A 16326-nucleotide genomic window follows, 5' to 3' on the forward strand; every position below is an offset into this window, starting at 1 on the left:
TCGACCCCCACCGCCCGGCCGGGGCCCGCGACGGCCGGTGATTCACGCCTCACTCCAGCACCGGGACGAAGACCGCCAGCAGCAGGTACGCGGTCGGCAGCGCGAAGAGGATCGAGTCGAGTCGGTCCATCAGGCCGCCGTGCCCGGGGAGCAGGTTGCTCATGTCCTTGACCCCGAGGTCCCGCTTGATCATGGACTCGGCGAGGTCGCCGAGGACGGCCGCACCGGAGACCGCCAGCCCGAAGAGCGCGCCCCACCACGGAGCCACGTCGAGGAGCAGCCAGAGCAGCAGGGCGCTGCCCAGCGCTGCGGCGGTGACCGAGCCGGCGAAGCCCTCCCAGGACTTCTTCGGGCTCACCGAGGGGGCCATCGGATGCTTGCCGAAGCTCACGCCGGCCGCGTACCCGCCGGTGTCGGAGAGCACCACCGCGACCAGCGTCACCAGCACCCGCAGGTGGCCGTCGTCCGGCGCCGCCGCCAGCAGCGCGGCGAACCCGCCGAGGAACGGCACGTACACGGCGATCAGGGTGGCGGCGGTCAGGTCGCGCTGGAAGCCGCGCGGCCCGTCGCCGAGCCGCCAGACCATCGTCCCGAGCACGGTGACCAGCAGGCCGAGGCTGAGCGCGTCGGGACCGGCGAACCAGGCCAGTCCGACGGTGAGCACCCCGCCGGCGATCAGGGGCACCAGCGGCGGGTGGGCACCGCTGCGGCGCACCGCCCGGGCCATCTCCCAGCTGCCGACCGCGACCGCGCCGGCCACCACCAGCACGAAGGCGGGCGTGTAGAAGAACAGCGGAACCACGATCAGGGCGCCGAGGGCCACGCCGACCGCGATGGCGGCCGGCAGGTTGCGCCCGGCCCGACTCGATGCGGGCTGCTGCGTCGGGGGCCGGTCGGCGCTGGCCCGGCGTCGGCCGCGCTGCCGCCGGCCCGGGGCCCGGGCGGGCTCCGGCTCTGGCTCCGGCTCGGCGTCCCGCACCGGTTCCAGTTGGGTCGTCGGGTACTCGGAGTCGTCCGGGTGGTGACCGTTCGTCCCGGCCGGGCGGTCGTACGGGGCACGGTCCGCGCTCTCCGGCTCGGAGTGGGCGTCGACCTGCGGGCGGGGGCGGGTGTGCGGCTCGGCGTACATGTCAGGGGCGACGCCGGGCCGGCGGTGCCACTGGCCGGGCTCCATCTCGGGCTCCGGCCAGGGCAGGGCGGGGGCGGGGTGGTCGGGGCGGTCCCAGCCGCGGGGCTCGGCGCTGCCGTAGGGGTCGAGGTGGGACATCACGCGCCGAACGGGCCCGGCACGAGATCCACCGCATGACGCACAACCACAACCATTCCCCTACCCGCGCGACTGTTCCGTCCGGTTGACCCGCCCGACGGCCGGCCGATCCCCACCATTCACCGCAGGGTGGCCGGGAATCGTGCCGAGCCTACTGCACCCGTCGTGTCCCCACGCCGGACCGTGTCCCGCGCCCGTCCCCGATCGGCGGGCGCAACGACGGTGGCACCGGACCCCGCCACCCGGGTGCGGGCGGCGGCGCCGGTGCCACGGTGTCGTCGTCGCCGGTGGCGACCGGCGTACGGCCTCAGACCTCGAGGAGCTCGTTCTCCTTGTGCTTCACCAGCTCGTCGACGGCGGCGACGTAGCGCTGGGTCAGGTCGTCGAGCTCCTTCTCCGCGCGCCGGCCGTCGTCCTCGCCGACCTCGCCGTCCTTGACGAGCCGGTCGAGCTCCTCCTTGCCCTTGCGGCGGATGTTGCGGATGGCCACCTTGGCCTCCTCGCCCTTGTGCCGGGCGACCTTGATCATGTCGCGGCGGCGCTCCTCGGTCATCTGCGGGAGCAGGATGCGGAGCTGGTTGCCCTCGTTGTTCGGGTTCGCGCCGAGGTCGGAGTCGCGGATCGCCTTCTCCATGGCGTTGATCTGCGAGTTGTCGTACGGCTTGATGATCACCATGCGCGGCTCGGGCACGCCGATGGACGCCATCTGGGGCAGCGGGGTGGGGCTGCCGTAGTAGTCAATGATGATCTTGGAGAACATGGCGGCGTTGGCGCGACCGGTGCGGATCGCGCCGAACTCCTCCTTGGCGTGCTCGATGGCACGCTCCATCTTCTCCTCGGCCTCGAGGAGGGTGTCGTCGATCACCGGTCTCCTCGCCTCCTTCTGTGCTCGTCGTGGCTTGTCGTGTCGGAGGAACCGCTGAGCACGGTCGCGAGACCCGCTCAGGCGGTGATCAGGGTGCCGATCTTTTCGCCACCCACGGCCCGGATGATGGTGTCGTCGCCCTGCGCGCCGAAGACCAGCATCGGCAGGCCGTTCTCCATGCACAGGCTGAACGCGGCGGCGTCCGCGACCCGCAGGTTGCGGCGCAGCACCTCGGAGAAGGTGATCGAGTCGAACTTACTGGCGGTCGGGTCGACCCGCGGGTCGGCGGTGTAGACGCCGTCCACGCCGTTCTTGCTCATCAGCACCACGTCGGCGCGGATCTCCAGGGCGCGCTGGGCGGCCACCGTGTCGGTGGAGAAGTACGGCATGCCGGCCCCCGCGCCGAAGATCACCACGCGCCCCTTCTCCAGGTGCCGGATGGCGCGCAGCGGGATGTAGGGCTCGGCGACCTGGGCCATCGTGATCGCACTCTGCACGCGCGTCTCGACGCCCTCCTTCTCCAGGAAGTCCTGCAGCGCGAGGCAGTTCATCACGGTGCCGAGCATGCCCATGTAGTCGGCCCGGGCCCGGTCCATGCCGCGCTTCTGCAGCTCGGCGCCCCGGAAGAAGTTGCCGCCGCCGACCACCACCGAGACCTGCACACCGCGGTGCACCACAGTGGCGATCTGCCGGGCGACGGCCTGCACCACGTCCGGGTCCACGCCGACCGCGCCCCCGCCGAACACCTCGCCGGAGAGCTTCAGCACCACCCGTCGGGCCCGGCCGGGGGGCGGCGCCGTCGGATCGTCCGCCGCCAGACTCCGGTTACTCACAACCTGCGTCATCCGCCCCGCCCTTCCCCATGCGCACGTCCCGTACGCCGCGTACCGCGAAACTGCCGTAGCCGACCCTATGTGACGAGGAGGCCGCGGTGCCTCTCACGTACACCGGCGGCCTCCTCGTCGACGTTTACCCTTCCCGCGGGCGCGCGACGCGCCCCGGGGCGGCTCAGGCCTGGCCGACCTCGAACCGCACGAAACGGGTGACCTCGATGCCGGCCTCGGCCAGCATCTGCTTCACCGTCTTCTTGTTGTCGGCGACCGACGCCTGCTCGACCAGGACGTAGTCCTTGAAGAAGGCGTTCACCCGACCCTCGACGATCTTCGGCAGGGCCGCCTCGGGCTTGTTCTCCTCGCGGGCGGTCTGCTCGGCGATGCGCCGCTCGGACTCGACGACGTCGGCCGGCACCTCGTCACGGGTGAGGTACTTCGGCCGCATCGCGGCGATCTGCATGGCGACGGCACGCGCGTCGGCGTCGCCGGCCTCGTCGGTCTTGCCCGCGTACTGCACGAGCACGCCGACCGCCGGGGGCAGGTCCTGGCTCTTGCGGTGCAGGTAGACGGCGGTGGTGCCGTCGAGCTTGGCGAACCGGTTGAGGACCAGCTTCTCGCCGATCTTGGCGGACTGCTCCTGGACCAGGTCGGCGACGGTCTTGCCGTCCAGCTCGGTGGCGAGCAGCTCCTCGGCGGTGCCGACGCCGCTGCGCTCGCCGTGCTCGACCAGCCGCTGGGCCAGCTCGATGAAGGCGTCGGTCTTGGCGACGAAGTCCGTCTCGCAGTTGAGCTCGAGCAGCGCCTGGCCGGAGTGGGCGATCAGACCGTTGGCGGCCGTACGGCCGGCCCGCTTGCCGACGTCCTTGGCGCCCTTGACGCGCAGGATCTCGACGGCCTTGTCGAAGTCGCCCTCGGCCTCGGTCAGCGCCTTCTTGCAGTCCATCATGCCGGCGCCGGTGAGGTCGCGGAGCTTCTTGACGTCCGCGGCGGTGAAGTTGGACATGGCTCTCTCTTCGGTGTTGAGACTGCGGGTGGGTTGGTCCTGGTGCCGGTTACCCGGATCCGGGCGCGACGTGCCCGGCGTACCGGCCGCTTCCCCGCCGTACGAAAGAACGGACGGCGGGGAAGCGGCGCGCGGTCACTCCGCGGCGGCGGCCGCCGGCTGCTCGGCCGGCTGCCCCTGCTGCTCGTCGGCCTTCTTCGGCTCCTCGAGCAGCTCGCGCTCCCACTCGGCCAGCGGCTCGTCGGAGGCCACACCCGGCTCCGGCTTCTCGTCGGTGCCCCGACGACGGCCGGAGCGGGCGATCAGGCCGTCGGCGACGGCGGCGGCCACGACCTTGGTCAGCAGCTCCGCCGAGCGGATGGCGTCGTCGTTGCCCGGGATCGGGAAGTCGACCTCGTCCGGGTCGCAGTTGGTGTCGAGCACCGCGATCACCGGGATGCCCAGCTTGCGGGCCTCGTCGACGGCGATGTGCTCCTTCTTGGTGTCGACCACCCAGATCGCGGCCGGGAGCTTCTGCATGTCCCGCAGACCGCCGAGGGTGCGGGTCAGCTTGTCCTTCTCGCGGGAGAGCTGCAGGGTCTCCTTCTTGGTGTACCCGGCGGCCGTGCCGCTCAGGTCACCCAGGGCCTCCAGCTCCTTCATCCGCTGCAGCCGCTTGTACACCGTCTGGAAGTTGGTCAGCATGCCGCCGAGCCAGCGGTGGTTGACGTACGGCTGGCCGACCCGGGTCGCCTGCTCGGCGATGGCCTCCTGGGCCTGCTTCTTGGTGCCGACGAAGAGGATGCTGCCACCCTCGGCGACGGTCCCGCGCACGAACTCGTACGCCTTCTCGATGTAGTCGAGGGTCTGGCGCAGGTCGATGATGTAGATACCGTTGCGCTCGGTGAAGATGAAGCGCTTCATCTTCGGGTTCCAGCGCCGGGTCTGGTGCCCGAAGTGGACACCGCTCTCCAGCAGCTGGCGCATGGTCACGACGGCCATGGTGGGGTACTCCTTGCGTCCCTGGTTGTCCCGCCCGGCCGGCGGCCGGGCGTCCTGGCGCCCGGTCGCCGGCCATGACGGGCCCGACCAAGATCGGGACCAGGGAGGCCGTCGCCCCACGACGACTCGTGGAGAGGGCGCGCGAGGTCGACCGCACGAGGCGGTCGCCAGTCGACCAGTGTACGCCCCTTCCCCGCCGCCGCCCCCACGGGTAGCGGGAAGGGGTCAGAACGCCCATTTCCGGCACCGCCGCATCCTCGTCGCCGGCGCTCGCCGGGCGACCGCGGCTCGGGCCGCCGTCAGGCCGTGGGGGCGGTGGCCCGCCGGACGGTCCGCGGCCGGGACGGCGTCAGCTCGGGGGGTGGCGGCCCGCCGGGCGATCGCCGACTCGGGCCGGCGTCAGCCGACCGCGAGGGCGGCGGCGACGAACAGCACCAGACCCACGGTCAGGTAGGCCGTCGGCGGGCGCAGCCAGCCCCGGCTCCCCTCCGCAAGCGACAACCCGCCGGTACGCAGCCCGTACAGGCCGATCGCGAAGATCGGCAGGCCGCAGACCAGGAAGGTGCCCGCCACGACGTCGGCGGCCGAGACCGGGTCGTCGGTCACGCCGCTGAGCAGCACCCGCATCGCGGGGACCTCGAACACCGCGACCAGCAGGGTGAAGAGCGCGGCCAGCGCGGGCCGGCGGGTCCGGTAGACCCCGTCGCCCGCCGGCGGGGCCGGGTGCGGGCCGACCACCGGCGGATAGACCGGCACCTCCCCGGGCGGCATGTCGCCACGGGGGCCGATCGGCGGCATCGGTCCGGTCGGCATCTCCAGCGGGTTCGGCGTCCCGACCGCCGGCTGGGGCGCGACGGTCGGCGACTCCGGCGGGTTCACGGACTCGGCTCCCCGATGGGGCTCGACGATCGGATAGCCGCCCAGCGGGGCCGGACGGGTCGGCTCGTCGGCCCGCTCGACCGGGCCAACACCGGCCAGCGCGTCGACGCCCGACGTCGAGACCGCGTCCCGCGACTCCCTCGCCTCCCGCGCCGCGCGCCGACCCGGCCGGTCGGCCGGCAGCTCACCGGAGACCTCCGGGTCCGGCTCGGCGCGCCGGGCGCGGCTCGCCCGGTATCCCTCGGTCTCCGCCCGGTCGTCCCCGAGCGGCGGCACCGCGACGAGCCGTCCCAAGTCGCTCTCGGCGCCGCCGAACCGCCCGGACGCCGGCTCCGTCACCGCGAACCGACCAGAGTCCGGCTCGACCGCCGCGAACCGACCAGAGCCTGGCTCGACCGCCGCGAACCGGCTGGAATCCGGGTCGGCCACTGCAAAGCGGCCCGAGTCCTCCGGGTCGCCGAAGCGGGACCGGTCGGCGTCGACGGCGCCGAAGCGTCCCGAGGTGGGCTCGTTCGTCGCACCGAAGCGGCCCGGCTCACCGCGCCGGCCGGTCGCGGCCTCGCCGTGGCGGCCGTCCTCCGCGGCGCGGCGCTGCTCGGGAGAGTTCAGGTCGTCGTCCCGGTGCCGGGTCTCGGCCGGTCCGCGCCAGTCCGGCTCCCCGTAGCCACGGTCGTGGTCCGCCGGATACCAGCGCGACTCCTGATCTTCGGCAAAGCTCCGTCGTCCGTCCACGTCCGGCACCGTATGCGACGGGCTCCACGGGCGCCATTCGCCCCTCGGGCACCCGCCGCGACCGAACAGCGGGCTTGGCAGGACGACTGTCAGGGGCAGGGCGACGGCGGTCAGGGGCGGGGATCCGCGAGCCGGTCCAGCTCTGCGGCGAGCTGCGCGCGCAGCTCCCCGTGCGAGGGCCCGAGGGCGTACGCCGGATCGCACCACACCTGGGTCGGATAGCGGTATACCGGCCCCCGCCGCAGCTCGGCCGGCTCCCAGTCGTACCGGGGGCGCACGTGTGCGTGCAGGAAGGCGTCGAGGTTACCGAGGATCTCGTAGTTGATCCGCCGGAAGCCCGGGTCCCGCCGGGCGCAGACCCGGGCCACCGCCTCGCCGAGCAGATCCATGTCCGCCAGGAACGCCAGTCGCCGGTCCCGGGGCAGGTCGGTCAGCCGGTCGGCCGACGGGTCGTCCGTGATCAGCACGCAGTATCCCGGGAGGTGCTGGCTGTCGCCGATCACGGCGAACCCGGCGGAGAGCCGGCGCAGCACAGTGGGATTCTCGCCACGCAGGGCCGCGCGGACCCGGTCGCTCCGCCAGTCGACGCTCATCCGTCGCAAACTAATGGACGGCCGGCCGGTCCGAGGGTCCCCGACCGTCCGCCTCGATACCGCCGCGCCGCTGGGGCGACGGGTCGGCTCCGTCGGGTCCGGCGGCAGCACGAGCCTCTCGGAGCGACCGACGCCTACGACGTCCACATAGCACAGCGCAGGCATGATCGTCCGCTCGTCCACAACCCGTCCGTCTGTCCACAGGTCGGCGACGTGGGGCGGCGGAACCCCACCCCGGCCGGGCACGGTGCCGGGCATGACGAAGCGGAACCAGGCGGTCGGCGCGTACGGCGAGCGGTGCGCCGTCCGGCACCTGATCGGGGCGGGGCTGCGCCCCGTCGCCCGGAACTGGCGCTGCCAGGCCGGGGAGATCGACATCATCGCCTGGGACGGGCCGGTGCTCGCCTTCTGCGAGGTGAAGACCCGCGGCTCGGACGAGTTCGGTCCGCCGGCCGAGGCCGTCGTACCGGCCAAGGCCCGCCGGCTGCGCGGGCTCGCCGCCCGGTGGCTGGCCGACACCGGCACCACCGCCGACGAGGTGCGCTTCGACGTGATCTCGGTACGCCTCACCGGCGCCGGCGCCGCCCGGGTCGAACACCTCAAGGGCGCGTTCTGAGATGGCCGGGCGCAGCGGACGGATCATCGGGCCCGGCGTGCGGCGGCCAGGATCCGGCGACGCCTGGAAGCGGACGGCCGGCGGGGGCGGTCGCTGCGGGCGGGTCGACCCGGGCGGGTCGACCGTGCCGTCCTCCGCCGGCCGGGGCCGGGCGGTCGGCACGGGTCGTCGCGGCGGGCGCGCCGTCGACACCGGCGCGACCAGGCCTCTCACCGGTGACCCCCGGCGGGTGACGGCGTGAGCTACGCGAAGGTGCTCTGCGTGGGCCTGGTCGGCGTCACCGGGCACCTGGTGGAGGTCGAGGCCGACCTGGCGGCCGGTCTGCCGGCCGTCGTCATCTCGGGGCTGCCGGACACCGCCCTGCACGAGGCCCGGGACCGGGTCCGCGCGGCGGTGGTCAACTCCGGGCAGCGGTGGCCCAACCGTCGGATCACGCTCAACCTGCTGCCCGCCGACCTGCCCAAGTTCGGCTCGGCCTTCGACCTGGCGATCGCGGTGGCCCTGCTGGGCGGCTCGGGCGAGCTGCCGCTGCTGCCGCTGGAGCGCGTCGCGGTCCTCGGCGAGTTGGGCCTCGACGGCACCGTCCGACCGGTCCGCGGCGTACTGCCGATGGTCGCCGCGGCCGCCCGGGCCGGCGTCGAGCGGGTGATCGTCCCGGCCGGCAACGCTGCCGAGGCGGCGGTCGTCCCCGGGGTCCGGGTCCGGGCGGTCGACACGCTGCACCGGCTGGTCAGCTTCGTCCGTGACGGCACGCCCCTTATCGAGCCGGAGGCGGGCGGCCCGGCACCGGCCGGCGACGGGCCCGACCTGGCCGAGGTCGCCGGGCAGGGGTTGGGCCGGCGGGCGCTGGAGGTGGCCGCGGCGGGCGGGCACCACCTGGCGCTGCTCGGGCCACCGGGCGCCGGCAAGACCATGCTCGCCGAACGCCTCCCGTCGATCCTGCCCGAACTGGACGACGAGGCCGCGCTGGAGGTCACCGCCCTGCACTCGATCGCCGGGCTGCTCCCGCCGGGCGGCCGGTTGCTGCGCCGCCCGCCGTTCCAGGCGCCGCACCACACGGCGACGGTGCCGTCCCTGGTCGGCGGCGGTTCGGGGCTGGCGCGTCCCGGCGCGATCTCGCTCGCCCACCGTGGGGTGCTCTTCCTCGACGAGGCGCCCGAGTTCAGCCGGGGCGCGCTGGAGGCGCTGCGCCAGCCGCTGGAGAACGGCCGGGTCCGGCTGGCCCGCAGCCGCGGCGGCGCCGAATACCCGGCCCGTACGCAACTCGTGCTGGCGGCCAACCCGTGCCCGTGCGCCAAGCCGGCCGGGGACGCGTACTGCGAGTGCCCGCCGCAGGCCCGCCGGCGCTATCTCAGCCGGCTGTCCGGTCCCCTGCTGGACCGGATCGACGTGCAGGTGACGCTGCCACCCGTCCGGGCGGCGGAGCTGATGGAGGCCACCGTGGACAGCGAGTCGTCGGCCACCGTCGCCCGGCGGGTGGCAGCCGCCCGGGAGGCCGCGGCCGCGCGTTGGGTGGTCCTCGGCCGCCGGCTCAACGCGGAGATACCCGGGCCGTACCTGCGTCGACCGCCCTGGCGACTGCCCGGGCCCGACACCGCCGAGCTGCGGGCGCGACTGGACTCTGGGTTGCTCTCCGCCCGGGGCTTCGACCGGATCGTCCGCCTGGCCTGGACGATCGCGGACCTCGACGGCCGGGACCGGCCCGACCGGGAGGACGTCCGGGAGGCCATTCAACTGCGAACGGGGGACGGCACCGTGAGCACCGACGAGGAGACGCTGGCCCGGGTGGCGCTGACCTGGCTCGCCGAGCCGGGCACCCGGTCGGTGCACCGACTGGTCGACCGGCTCGGCCCGGCGGCCACACTCGACCTGCTGCTCGACGGGGGCGCGCCGGACGAGACGTTGCGGGCGACGGTGGCGGCGCGCACCGCCGCCGGGGACGCCCGGGCCGTCGCGGCCGAGGCGCTGGCCCGCGGGGACCGGCTCGGGGCCCGGATCGTGGTCCCCGGCGACGACGAGTGGCCCGACCGGATCGACCAGTTGCGCGGGCTGCGGCTGCCCGGCGCGTACCGCCGGGTGGACACCGAGACCGCGCCGCCGCTCTGCTTCTGGGTACGCGGCTCGTGGCCGCTCGCGGAGGCGCTCGACCGCTCCGTCGCGGTCGTCGGCGCCCGGGCCGCCACCAGGTACGGCACGCACGTCGCCACCGAACTCGGCTACGGGCTCGCCGACCGGGACTGGACCGTCGTCTCCGGTGGCGCCTTCGGCATCGACGCGGCGGCCCACCGGGGCGCGCTCAACGCCGGGGGCCTCACGGTGGCGGTGCTCGCCTGCGGCGTGGACCGTCCCTACCCGATGGGCAACGCGGCGCTGTTCGACCGGATCGCCGACACCGGGCTGCTGGTCAGCGAGTGGATCCCGGGAGCCGACCCGCTGCGTCCCCGGTTCCTCATCCGCAACCGGGTGATCGCGGCGGGGACCCTCGGTACCGTGCTGGTGGAGGCGGCGGCGCGCAGCGGCGCCACCCAGACCACGCACCGGGCACTCGCCCTGACGAAACCGGGGATGGTGGTGCCGGGCCCGGTCACGTCGGCGATGTCGGTGGGCACGCACGAGCTGCTGCGCGAGTACCCGAAGGCCCGGCTGGTCACCGGGGTCGCCCAGGTGCTGGAGGAGGTCGGGCGGATCGGCGAGCTGGCGCCGGTGCCGCGCGGCCCGCAGCGGCCGGTCGACCAGCTCGACGACGACGCCCGGTCGATCGTCGAGGCGCTGCCCCGCCGGGGCGCCCTGGGGGTGGACGTCCTCGCCGCCCGGGCCGGTGTCGCCGTCCGCACCGCCCTGCGGAAACTGTCGATGCTGGAGGAGCTGGCCCTGGTGGTCCACCGCTCGGACGGATACGCCCTCGCGCCGCCGGCCGGCGCGGGTCGGGCCGGCCAGGGGCGGCGCGATCACGACCAGCCGCCGCACGCGGGCGGGTGGACGGGCGAGGAGGTCCGACGCTGAGCGGGCCGCCAGCCCGGTCAGTCCCCCTCGAAGCGGATCTCCATGTCGCGGTCCGGCCGGCAGTGCCGCGCCAACAGATCCAGGCGGCGCACGTGCGTCACCTCGGGCGTCGTCCGGGCCACCTCGGCGAGGCGACCCAGCTCGGCGAGGAGCTGCGGGGCCTGGTCGGCGGGGACCACCAGCTGGCCGACGGGGTCGACCCGGTCCAGCATCGGGGTACGCCCGGTGCCGCGGATCCGCTCGACGAGATCCAGCAGCACGTCGTCGGGATCGGGCAGCACCTCGGCCGGCACTAGGCGACGCCGGCCCGAGCCCGCCCCGACCACCCGGTAGAGGACGACATCGACCCCCATACCCGGTCCCCCTTCGTCGAGCACCGTCCGCCGCGTGGCGTGGCGACCTGGCTGACCCGTTGGTACGACAAGTCTGCGCGCACCGGCCCCGGTAATCCATCACCCCGCCCGCACAGGTGGGAGAGCTTCTGCCCGCGTGGGGCCGCGCCGGCACCCGCCCCGGCTGCGGAGCCGTCCCGCCCCCGTCACCCCGGCCTCGGAGCTGTCCCGCCCGGCCGCCCCGCCTCGGAGCGGTCCCGCCCCGGTCCATCCGCCCCGGAGCCGTCCCGCCCCGGTCGATCCGGACGGTCGCACACCCCGCCCCGCAGCCCGGTGCCCGGCCGGGGCGGATGATCCGGGCGCGTGGTCGTCGGGTCCCGTCGACCGTAGGCTGGCGCTGTGCCAGAGGATCCGCCACCGCCGGCCTGCACAAGGGTCGCGCCCTGCCGACCGCGCCGCCCACGATGCCGGCGGTCGGCCACGGGGGGCGGAACTGTTGGCCGGGGGTGCCGACGACGGCGGCGAAGCGGGGCCTCGCGGTGAGCCGGGAGCCGGCCGGCACCCGGGCGACCCACGAGGCGCTCCCGTCGGCGATGCGCGAGGCGGTGGACGAATTCGCCGGGCACCTGGCCGGGGTGCGCAACCGGTCCGCGCACACGGTCCGGGCGTACGTCGGCGACGTGGTGTCGCTGCTGGACCACGCGCGCCGGATGGGCTGCGCCGAACTGGCGGAACTGGACCTGACGGTGCTGCGCAGTTGGCTGGCGAAGCAGCGGACGATGGGCGCCGCGCGGACGTCGCTCGCCCGCCGGTCGGCTTCGGCGCGAACGTTCAGCGCCTGGGCGCACCGGTCCGGGCTGCTCCCCACCGACGTGGCGGGCGCGCTGGCCAGCCCCCGCGCCCACCGGGACCTGCCGTCCGTTCTCCGTGCCGACCAGGCCGCCGCGCTGGTCGAGGCGCCCGGCCGGTCCGCCCCGGGCGCGCCGGCGACGCCGGACACCGTCGCCGGCTCACGGCCCCGAGCCCTGGCGCCGGGCGGACGCCTGACCGCTCCGGGCAGTGCTTCCGGGTCGGCGGAGACGGACGCGGCGGACGGAGAAGCGGCGGCGCACGCGGCGGACGGCACCGCCAAGGCCGGCACCGCGAGCGGGGCCACGGCGGACGCGGCCACGGCGGACGGTACCGCCGAGGCCGTGGTGCTGCGGGACAGAGCGCTGCTGGAGCTGCTCTACGGCACGGGCGTACGGATCAGCGAGGCGTGCGGCCTCGACATCGCCGACGTCGACCACGCGCGGCGGGTCGTGCGGGTGTTCGGCAAGGGCGGCCGGGAGCGCGCGGTCCCGTACGGGGTGCCGGCGCAGCGGGCGCTCGACGAGTGGCTGCGGCACGGCCGCCCCGCACTGGCCGGGCCGCACTCCCGGGAGGCACTGCTGCTCGGCGCCCGCGGCGGGCGGCTCAACCCGACGATGGCCCGACGGATCGTCAGCGGGTACGCCGAGGCCACCGGGCTGCCTCCGGTCAGCCCGCACGGGCTGCGGCACTCGGCGGCGACCCACCTGCTGGAGGGCGGTGCCGACCTGCGGGCGGTGCAGGAGCTGCTGGGGCACTCGTCCCTCGCGAGCACGCAGATCTACACCCACGTGTCGGTGGAGCGGCTCCGCGCGGCCTACCGCCAGGCCCACCCCCGCGCCTGACCGGCGGGAGGGAGCCGGACGGCCATGCCCGACCGTCGCGGCGATGGCCCGACCGCTGGGGCCGCGATGCTGTCCGGTGTGGTCGGCTGGCAGGTGCGGTCGCCGGCGTCGGCTCTCAGGACCGGCGCGGTGACGAGCCCGGGCCGTCCGGGGCAGAGCCGCGGAGCAGCACGTGCGGCGGCCGGCCCAGGTCCAGACACATCCGCACGTCGTCGTAGCGCTCGTCGCCCACCTCGATGACGTTCGGCAGCCGGCCCCATTCGCGGAAGCCGAGCCGCTCGTAGAGCTCGATGGCACCGTGGTTGTTGCCGCGTACGCCCAGCGCGAGGGTCTCGATGCCGGCCTTGCGGGCGTCGTCGACGAGCGCCCCGGTGACCAGCCGGCCGATGCCTCGGCCGCGGGCGGCCGGGTGCGCGGTGATCTTCTCCAGGTCGGCGTAGTGGGCGAAGATCGGCTTCGGGCCGCGCCGCCACAGCCCGGTGCCCACGACCCGGGAGTCGAGCACGGCGAGGACCAGCGCGGCGTCGCCGGCCCCGACCAGGCTCAGCACCGCGTCCAGCCAGGCGTCGGTCTCGGCGCGGCCGGGCGGGACCGTGTACCCGATCGCGCCACCGTGCTCGGCCACCGCGTGCAGCACCCGGTGCACGTCGGCGCGGAGTTGTCGGTCGGCGGCGGTCGGCCAGCGCAGTTCCACCTGGGTGTCCACGATCCGCAATTCTGCGGGATCGAGCGGGGTCGACCGGCACGGGCATCCGGCGGAACGCCGGCCGGAGATCCACCGGCCGCTACGATCACCGGGTGAGCGTCCCGCAGCCGCCAGAGCCGATCGCGGCAGCCCGCCTGCTCTTCTCGCTGGACCCGGCGGTCAGCCACCTCAACCACGGGTCGTTCGGCGCGGTCCCGGTCCCGGTGCAGCGGGCCCAACAGCGGCTGCGCGACGAGATGGAGGCCAACCCGCTGCGCTTCTTCACCCAGGGGCTGGTCGACCGGATCACGCACACCCGCCGTCACCTGGCCGGCTTCCTGGGCGCCGACCCGGACGGCGCCGCCCTGGTGCCGAATGCCACCACCGGCGTGGCGGTGGTGCTCCAGTCGCTCGGCCTGCGCCCCGGCGACGAGGTGGTCACGACCGACCACGGCTACGGCGCGGTCGGCCTCTCCATCGCCCGCGAGTGCCGCCGTACGGGGGCGGTCACCCGGGCGCTGCGGGTGCCGCTGGCCGCCACCGACGAGGAGGTCGTCGAGATCGTCCGCGCGGGGCTGCGCCCCGGCCGGACCCGGCTGCTCGTGGTGGACCAGCTCACCTCGGCCACCGCCCGGCTCTTCCCGGTCGCCGCTGTCGTCGGGGTGGCCCGGGAGCACGGGATACCGGTCCTGGTCGACGCCGCGCACGCCCCGGGCATGCTGCCGACCCCGGTCGGTGGCATCGGCGCCGACTTCTGGGTGGGCAACCTGCACAAGTGGGCGTACGCGCCGCGCGGCAGCGCCGTGCTGGTGGTCGCGCCGCCGTGGCGGGAGCGCATCGAGCCGCTGGTCGTCTCGTGGGAGCAGGAGTCGGGGTTCCCCCGCCGGGTCGAGTGGGCGGCGACGCAGGACTACACCGGCTGGCTGGCCGCGCCGGTGGGCCTGTTCACGCTGCGCAGCCTCGGCGTCGACCGGGTACGGGCGCACAACGCCGCGCTGGTGGCGTACGGCCAGCGGGTGGTCGGGGACGCGCTGGGGGTGGCCCCCGCCGACCTGCCGGGCCCCGGCGGGCCCGGGGTCGCCATGCGGATCATCCCGCTGCCGGCGGGCCTGGGGACCACGTTCGACGCGGCGCGGGCGCTGCGGGAACGCATCGCCGAGCGGCTCGCCACGGAGGTGGCGGTCATGGCCTGGAACGGGCGGGGCTGGCTGCGGCTGTGCGCGCAGGTCTACAACACCGCCGACGAGTACGAGCGCCTCGCGGTGCGGCTTCCCCCGCTGCTCGCCCAGCGCTGAGCCACCGCCGCCCCACCGCCGCCCGCCCGACACCGGCTGTCCCGGTCCGCCGGTTGTCGGCGGCGGGTCGGTGCCGGCGCCGTCGAGCGGCAGCAGCCGCACCGGGCCGAGGCCGAGCAGCGCCAGCGGGTCGAGGTAGTCCGTGCCGCGCCGCAGTCCCCAGTGCAGGCAGGCCGGGGTGGGGCAGCCGGGATGGCCGGCGAGCAGCGCGCCCAGCGGCGCCCCGGCGGCGAGCCGGGCGCCGGGGCGGACCGCCGGTGACACCGGCTCGTAGGTGGTCCGTAGTCCGTCGGCGTGCCCGACACTGACGACCGGGCGGCCGGCGACCATGCCGGCGAAGAGGACCGTGCCGGCACCGGCGGACCGCACGGTGGCGCCCGGCGCGGCGGCCAGGTCGACGCCCCGGTGACCTGGCAGCCACGGCTGCGGCGGCGGGGCGAACCGGCGGACCGGGCGGGGTACGCCGTCGAGCGGCCACCGGAACCGCGCGGCCCCGGGTGTCGGGGACTCGGGCGACGGCGGAAGGTCGGGTGCCACGGCCGCCGCCGCCCCGACCGGCGCCGGACCCGTGGCGGGCACGGCGGCCGGTCCGAGGGACAGCAGGGCGGCGCAGAGCGCGGCGACGCCGGTACGGGTTGCTGGTCGCATGGGGCGCAGCCTGCTCGGCGCGCGTCCCGCCCCGCCACCCCGGGTGCCCGCCCCTGTGGACAACGGGTCTCCTGTGGACGGCCGCCGGAACCCCGACGTGATCTGCTATGTGCCGGCTCGACCGACGCGCTCCTCCCCCGTCACCACCGCCACGAGGGCGTCCTCCGGCCGGCGGAGCCGACGCCTAGGCTGGGCCGGTGACGCGGGACTGGTACGCCTGGCACGACGACTACGAGGAGCCTGGGTCGGCGCTGTCCCGCCGGCTCGCCGAGGTGCGGCTGCGGGTCGGGCAGGCGCTCGACGCGGCCCCGCCCGGCCCGCTGCGGGCGGTCAGCCTCTGCGCCGGGCAGGGAGGCGACCTGATCCCCGTGCTGGCGGCCCACCCCCGCCGGGACGACGTGACGGCCCGGTTGGTGGAGATGGATCCCCGCAACGCGGAGGTGGCCCGGTCGGCCGCCCGCGCGGCGGGCCTGTCGGCGGTGGAGGTGGTGGTGGGCGACGCGGCGCGCACCGACGCGTACACGGATCTCGCCCCGGCCGACCTGGTGCTGGTCTGCGGGGTGTTCGGCAACGTCAGCGAGGCGGACATCCGCGCCACGGTGCGGCACTGCGCGGCGCTCTGCGCGGCCGGCGGCACGGTGTTCTGGACCCGGCACCGGCGCAGCCCCGACCTCGTGCCGACCATCTGTGGGTGGTTCGCGGCGGAGGGCTTCGCGCCGGTGGCGGTGAGCAGCCCGGCGGACGGTGTGGGCGTGGGCGTGCACCGGTTCCTGGGCGAGCCCCGCCCCCTCCCGGCCGGTGTGACCATGTTCGGGTTCGTCGACTGAGACCGGACACGCTGGACGATCAGGTCGGGGGCGAGTTCGAGGGCCGCGTGGCGGGTGGGGGCGCCGACGCGGC

Annotated in this window: 14 protein-coding genes and 2 pseudogenes; 6 read left to right on the forward strand and 10 right to left on the reverse strand. The window is 75.4% G+C overall.

Annotated elements, in window-relative coordinates; translation table 11 throughout:
• Positions 1-49: 49 nt before the first annotated feature.
• From AB0G14_RS08770 to AB0G14_RS08800, 7 genes are all read right to left on the reverse strand, one after another.
• Positions 50-1267, reverse strand: a complete 1218-nt coding sequence (locus AB0G14_RS08770; protein WP_357695404.1) for a phosphatidate cytidylyltransferase — start codon at positions 1265-1267, stop codon at positions 50-52.
• 307 nt (positions 1268-1574) lie between these two features.
• Positions 1575-2132, reverse strand: coding sequence for a ribosome recycling factor (gene frr, locus AB0G14_RS08775; RefSeq protein WP_091096739.1), 558 nt, complete (start codon positions 2130-2132; stop codon positions 1575-1577).
• 77 nt (positions 2133-2209) lie between these two features.
• A complete protein-coding gene (gene pyrH / locus AB0G14_RS08780) occupies positions 2210-2977 on the reverse strand; it encodes a UMP kinase (RefSeq protein WP_357695215.1) in 768 nt (255 codons plus the stop codon).
• Positions 2978-3140: 163 nt separating this feature from the next.
• Complete coding sequence (gene tsf / locus AB0G14_RS08785) at positions 3141-3968, reverse strand: translation elongation factor Ts (RefSeq protein WP_357695217.1); 828 nt, start codon at positions 3966-3968, stop codon at positions 3141-3143.
• Between the two features lie 135 nt (positions 3969-4103).
• A complete protein-coding gene (gene rpsB / locus AB0G14_RS08790; protein WP_357695219.1) occupies positions 4104-4949 on the reverse strand; it encodes a 30S ribosomal protein S2 in 846 nt (281 codons plus the stop codon).
• Positions 4950-5348: 399 nt separating this feature from the next.
• Complete coding sequence (locus tag AB0G14_RS08795; RefSeq protein ID WP_357695221.1) at positions 5349-6569, reverse strand: hypothetical protein; 1221 nt, start codon at positions 6567-6569, stop codon at positions 5349-5351.
• 101 nt (positions 6570-6670) lie between these two features.
• Positions 6671-7153: a diadenosine tetraphosphate hydrolase gene (locus tag AB0G14_RS08800; protein WP_357695223.1), complete on the reverse strand. Its 483-nt coding sequence runs from the start codon at positions 7151-7153 to the stop codon at positions 6671-6673.
• A 256-nt stretch (positions 7154-7409) separates the two neighbouring features.
• Here AB0G14_RS08800 and AB0G14_RS08805 point away from each other — a divergent pair, with 256 nt between their 5' ends.
• The 3 genes and pseudogenes from AB0G14_RS08805 (at position 7410) to AB0G14_RS08815 (ending at position 10772) form a co-directional block, all read left to right on the forward strand.
• Entirely contained in the window at positions 7410-7769 is a 360-nt protein-coding gene (locus tag AB0G14_RS08805; RefSeq protein ID WP_357695225.1) for a YraN family protein, read from the forward strand.
• A 237-nt stretch (positions 7770-8006) separates the two neighbouring features.
• Positions 8007-9518: pseudogene (locus tag AB0G14_RS08810) on the forward strand (YifB family Mg chelatase-like AAA ATPase); the annotation flags it as partial.
• On the forward strand, positions 9498-10772 hold the full coding sequence (locus AB0G14_RS08815) for a DNA-processing protein DprA (protein ID WP_357695406.1): 1275 nt from the start codon (positions 9498-9500) through the stop codon (positions 10770-10772). The pseudogene AB0G14_RS08810 and the gene AB0G14_RS08815, both read left to right, overlap by 21 nt.
• A gap of 17 nt (positions 10773-10789) precedes the next feature.
• Here the strand turns inward: AB0G14_RS08815 and AB0G14_RS08820 are convergent, their stop codons facing one another.
• A complete protein-coding gene (locus tag AB0G14_RS08820) occupies positions 10790-11125 on the reverse strand; it encodes a hypothetical protein (protein ID WP_357695227.1) in 336 nt (111 codons plus the stop codon).
• Positions 11126-11697: 572 nt separating this feature from the next.
• Here AB0G14_RS08820 and AB0G14_RS08825 point away from each other — a divergent pair.
• Positions 11698-12798 (forward strand): tyrosine recombinase XerC, encoded by a 1101-nt coding sequence (locus AB0G14_RS08825; protein WP_357695408.1) that lies wholly within the window; start codon positions 11698-11700, stop codon positions 12796-12798.
• Positions 12799-12913: 115 nt separating this feature from the next.
• Here AB0G14_RS08825 and AB0G14_RS08830 read toward each other — a convergent pair whose 3' ends face one another.
• The gene (locus AB0G14_RS08830; protein ID WP_357695229.1) at positions 12914-13504 is read right to left on the reverse strand and encodes a GNAT family N-acetyltransferase; all 591 of its coding nucleotides are present in this window, start codon (positions 13502-13504) and stop codon (positions 12914-12916) included.
• 92 nt (positions 13505-13596) lie between these two features.
• On the opposite strand from AB0G14_RS08830, the gene AB0G14_RS08835 reads away from it, so the two are divergent.
• Positions 13597-14778, forward strand: a complete 1182-nt coding sequence (locus AB0G14_RS08835) for an aminotransferase class V-fold PLP-dependent enzyme (RefSeq protein ID WP_357695233.1) — start codon at positions 13597-13599, stop codon at positions 14776-14778.
• A 78-nt stretch (positions 14779-14856) separates the two neighbouring features.
• Here the strand turns inward: AB0G14_RS08835 and AB0G14_RS08840 are convergent.
• Positions 14857-15426, reverse strand: a pseudogene (locus tag AB0G14_RS08840) (M23 family metallopeptidase); the annotation flags it as partial.
• 197 nt (positions 15427-15623) lie between these two features.
• Between AB0G14_RS08840 and AB0G14_RS08845 the strand changes: the two are divergent.
• Positions 15624-16253, forward strand: coding sequence for a class I SAM-dependent methyltransferase (locus AB0G14_RS08845; protein WP_357695235.1), 630 nt, complete (start codon positions 15624-15626; stop codon positions 16251-16253).
• Positions 16254-16326 lie beyond the last annotated feature (73 nt).

The organism is Micromonospora sp. NPDC023814 (assembly GCF_040639595.1).
GTDB lineage: Bacteria > Actinomycetota > Actinomycetes > Mycobacteriales > Micromonosporaceae > Micromonospora.

Excerpts from the sequence above, each read along its gene's own strand:
- AB0G14_RS08770 (WP_357695404.1), bottom strand. The coding sequence starts at position 1,267 with ATGTCCCACCTCGACCCCTACGGCAGCGCCGAGCCCCGCGGCTGGGAC.
- pyrH (WP_357695215.1), bottom strand. The coding sequence starts at position 2,977 with ATGACGCAGGTTGTGAGTAACCGGAGTCTGGCGGCGGACGATCCGACG.
- tsf (WP_357695217.1), bottom strand. The coding sequence starts at position 3,968 with ATGTCCAACTTCACCGCCGCGGACGTCAAGAAGCTCCGCGACCTCACC.
- rpsB (WP_357695219.1), bottom strand. The coding sequence starts at position 4,949 with ATGGCCGTCGTGACCATGCGCCAGCTGCTGGAGAGCGGTGTCCACTTC.
- AB0G14_RS08800 (WP_357695223.1), bottom strand. The coding sequence starts at position 7,153 with ATGAGCGTCGACTGGCGGAGCGACCGGGTCCGCGCGGCCCTGCGTGGC.
- AB0G14_RS08805 (WP_357695225.1), top strand. The coding sequence starts at position 7,410 with ATGACGAAGCGGAACCAGGCGGTCGGCGCGTACGGCGAGCGGTGCGCC.
- AB0G14_RS08820 (WP_357695227.1), bottom strand. The coding sequence starts at position 11,125 with ATGGGGGTCGATGTCGTCCTCTACCGGGTGGTCGGGGCGGGCTCGGGC.
- AB0G14_RS08825 (WP_357695408.1), top strand. The coding sequence starts at position 11,698 with ATGCGCGAGGCGGTGGACGAATTCGCCGGGCACCTGGCCGGGGTGCGC.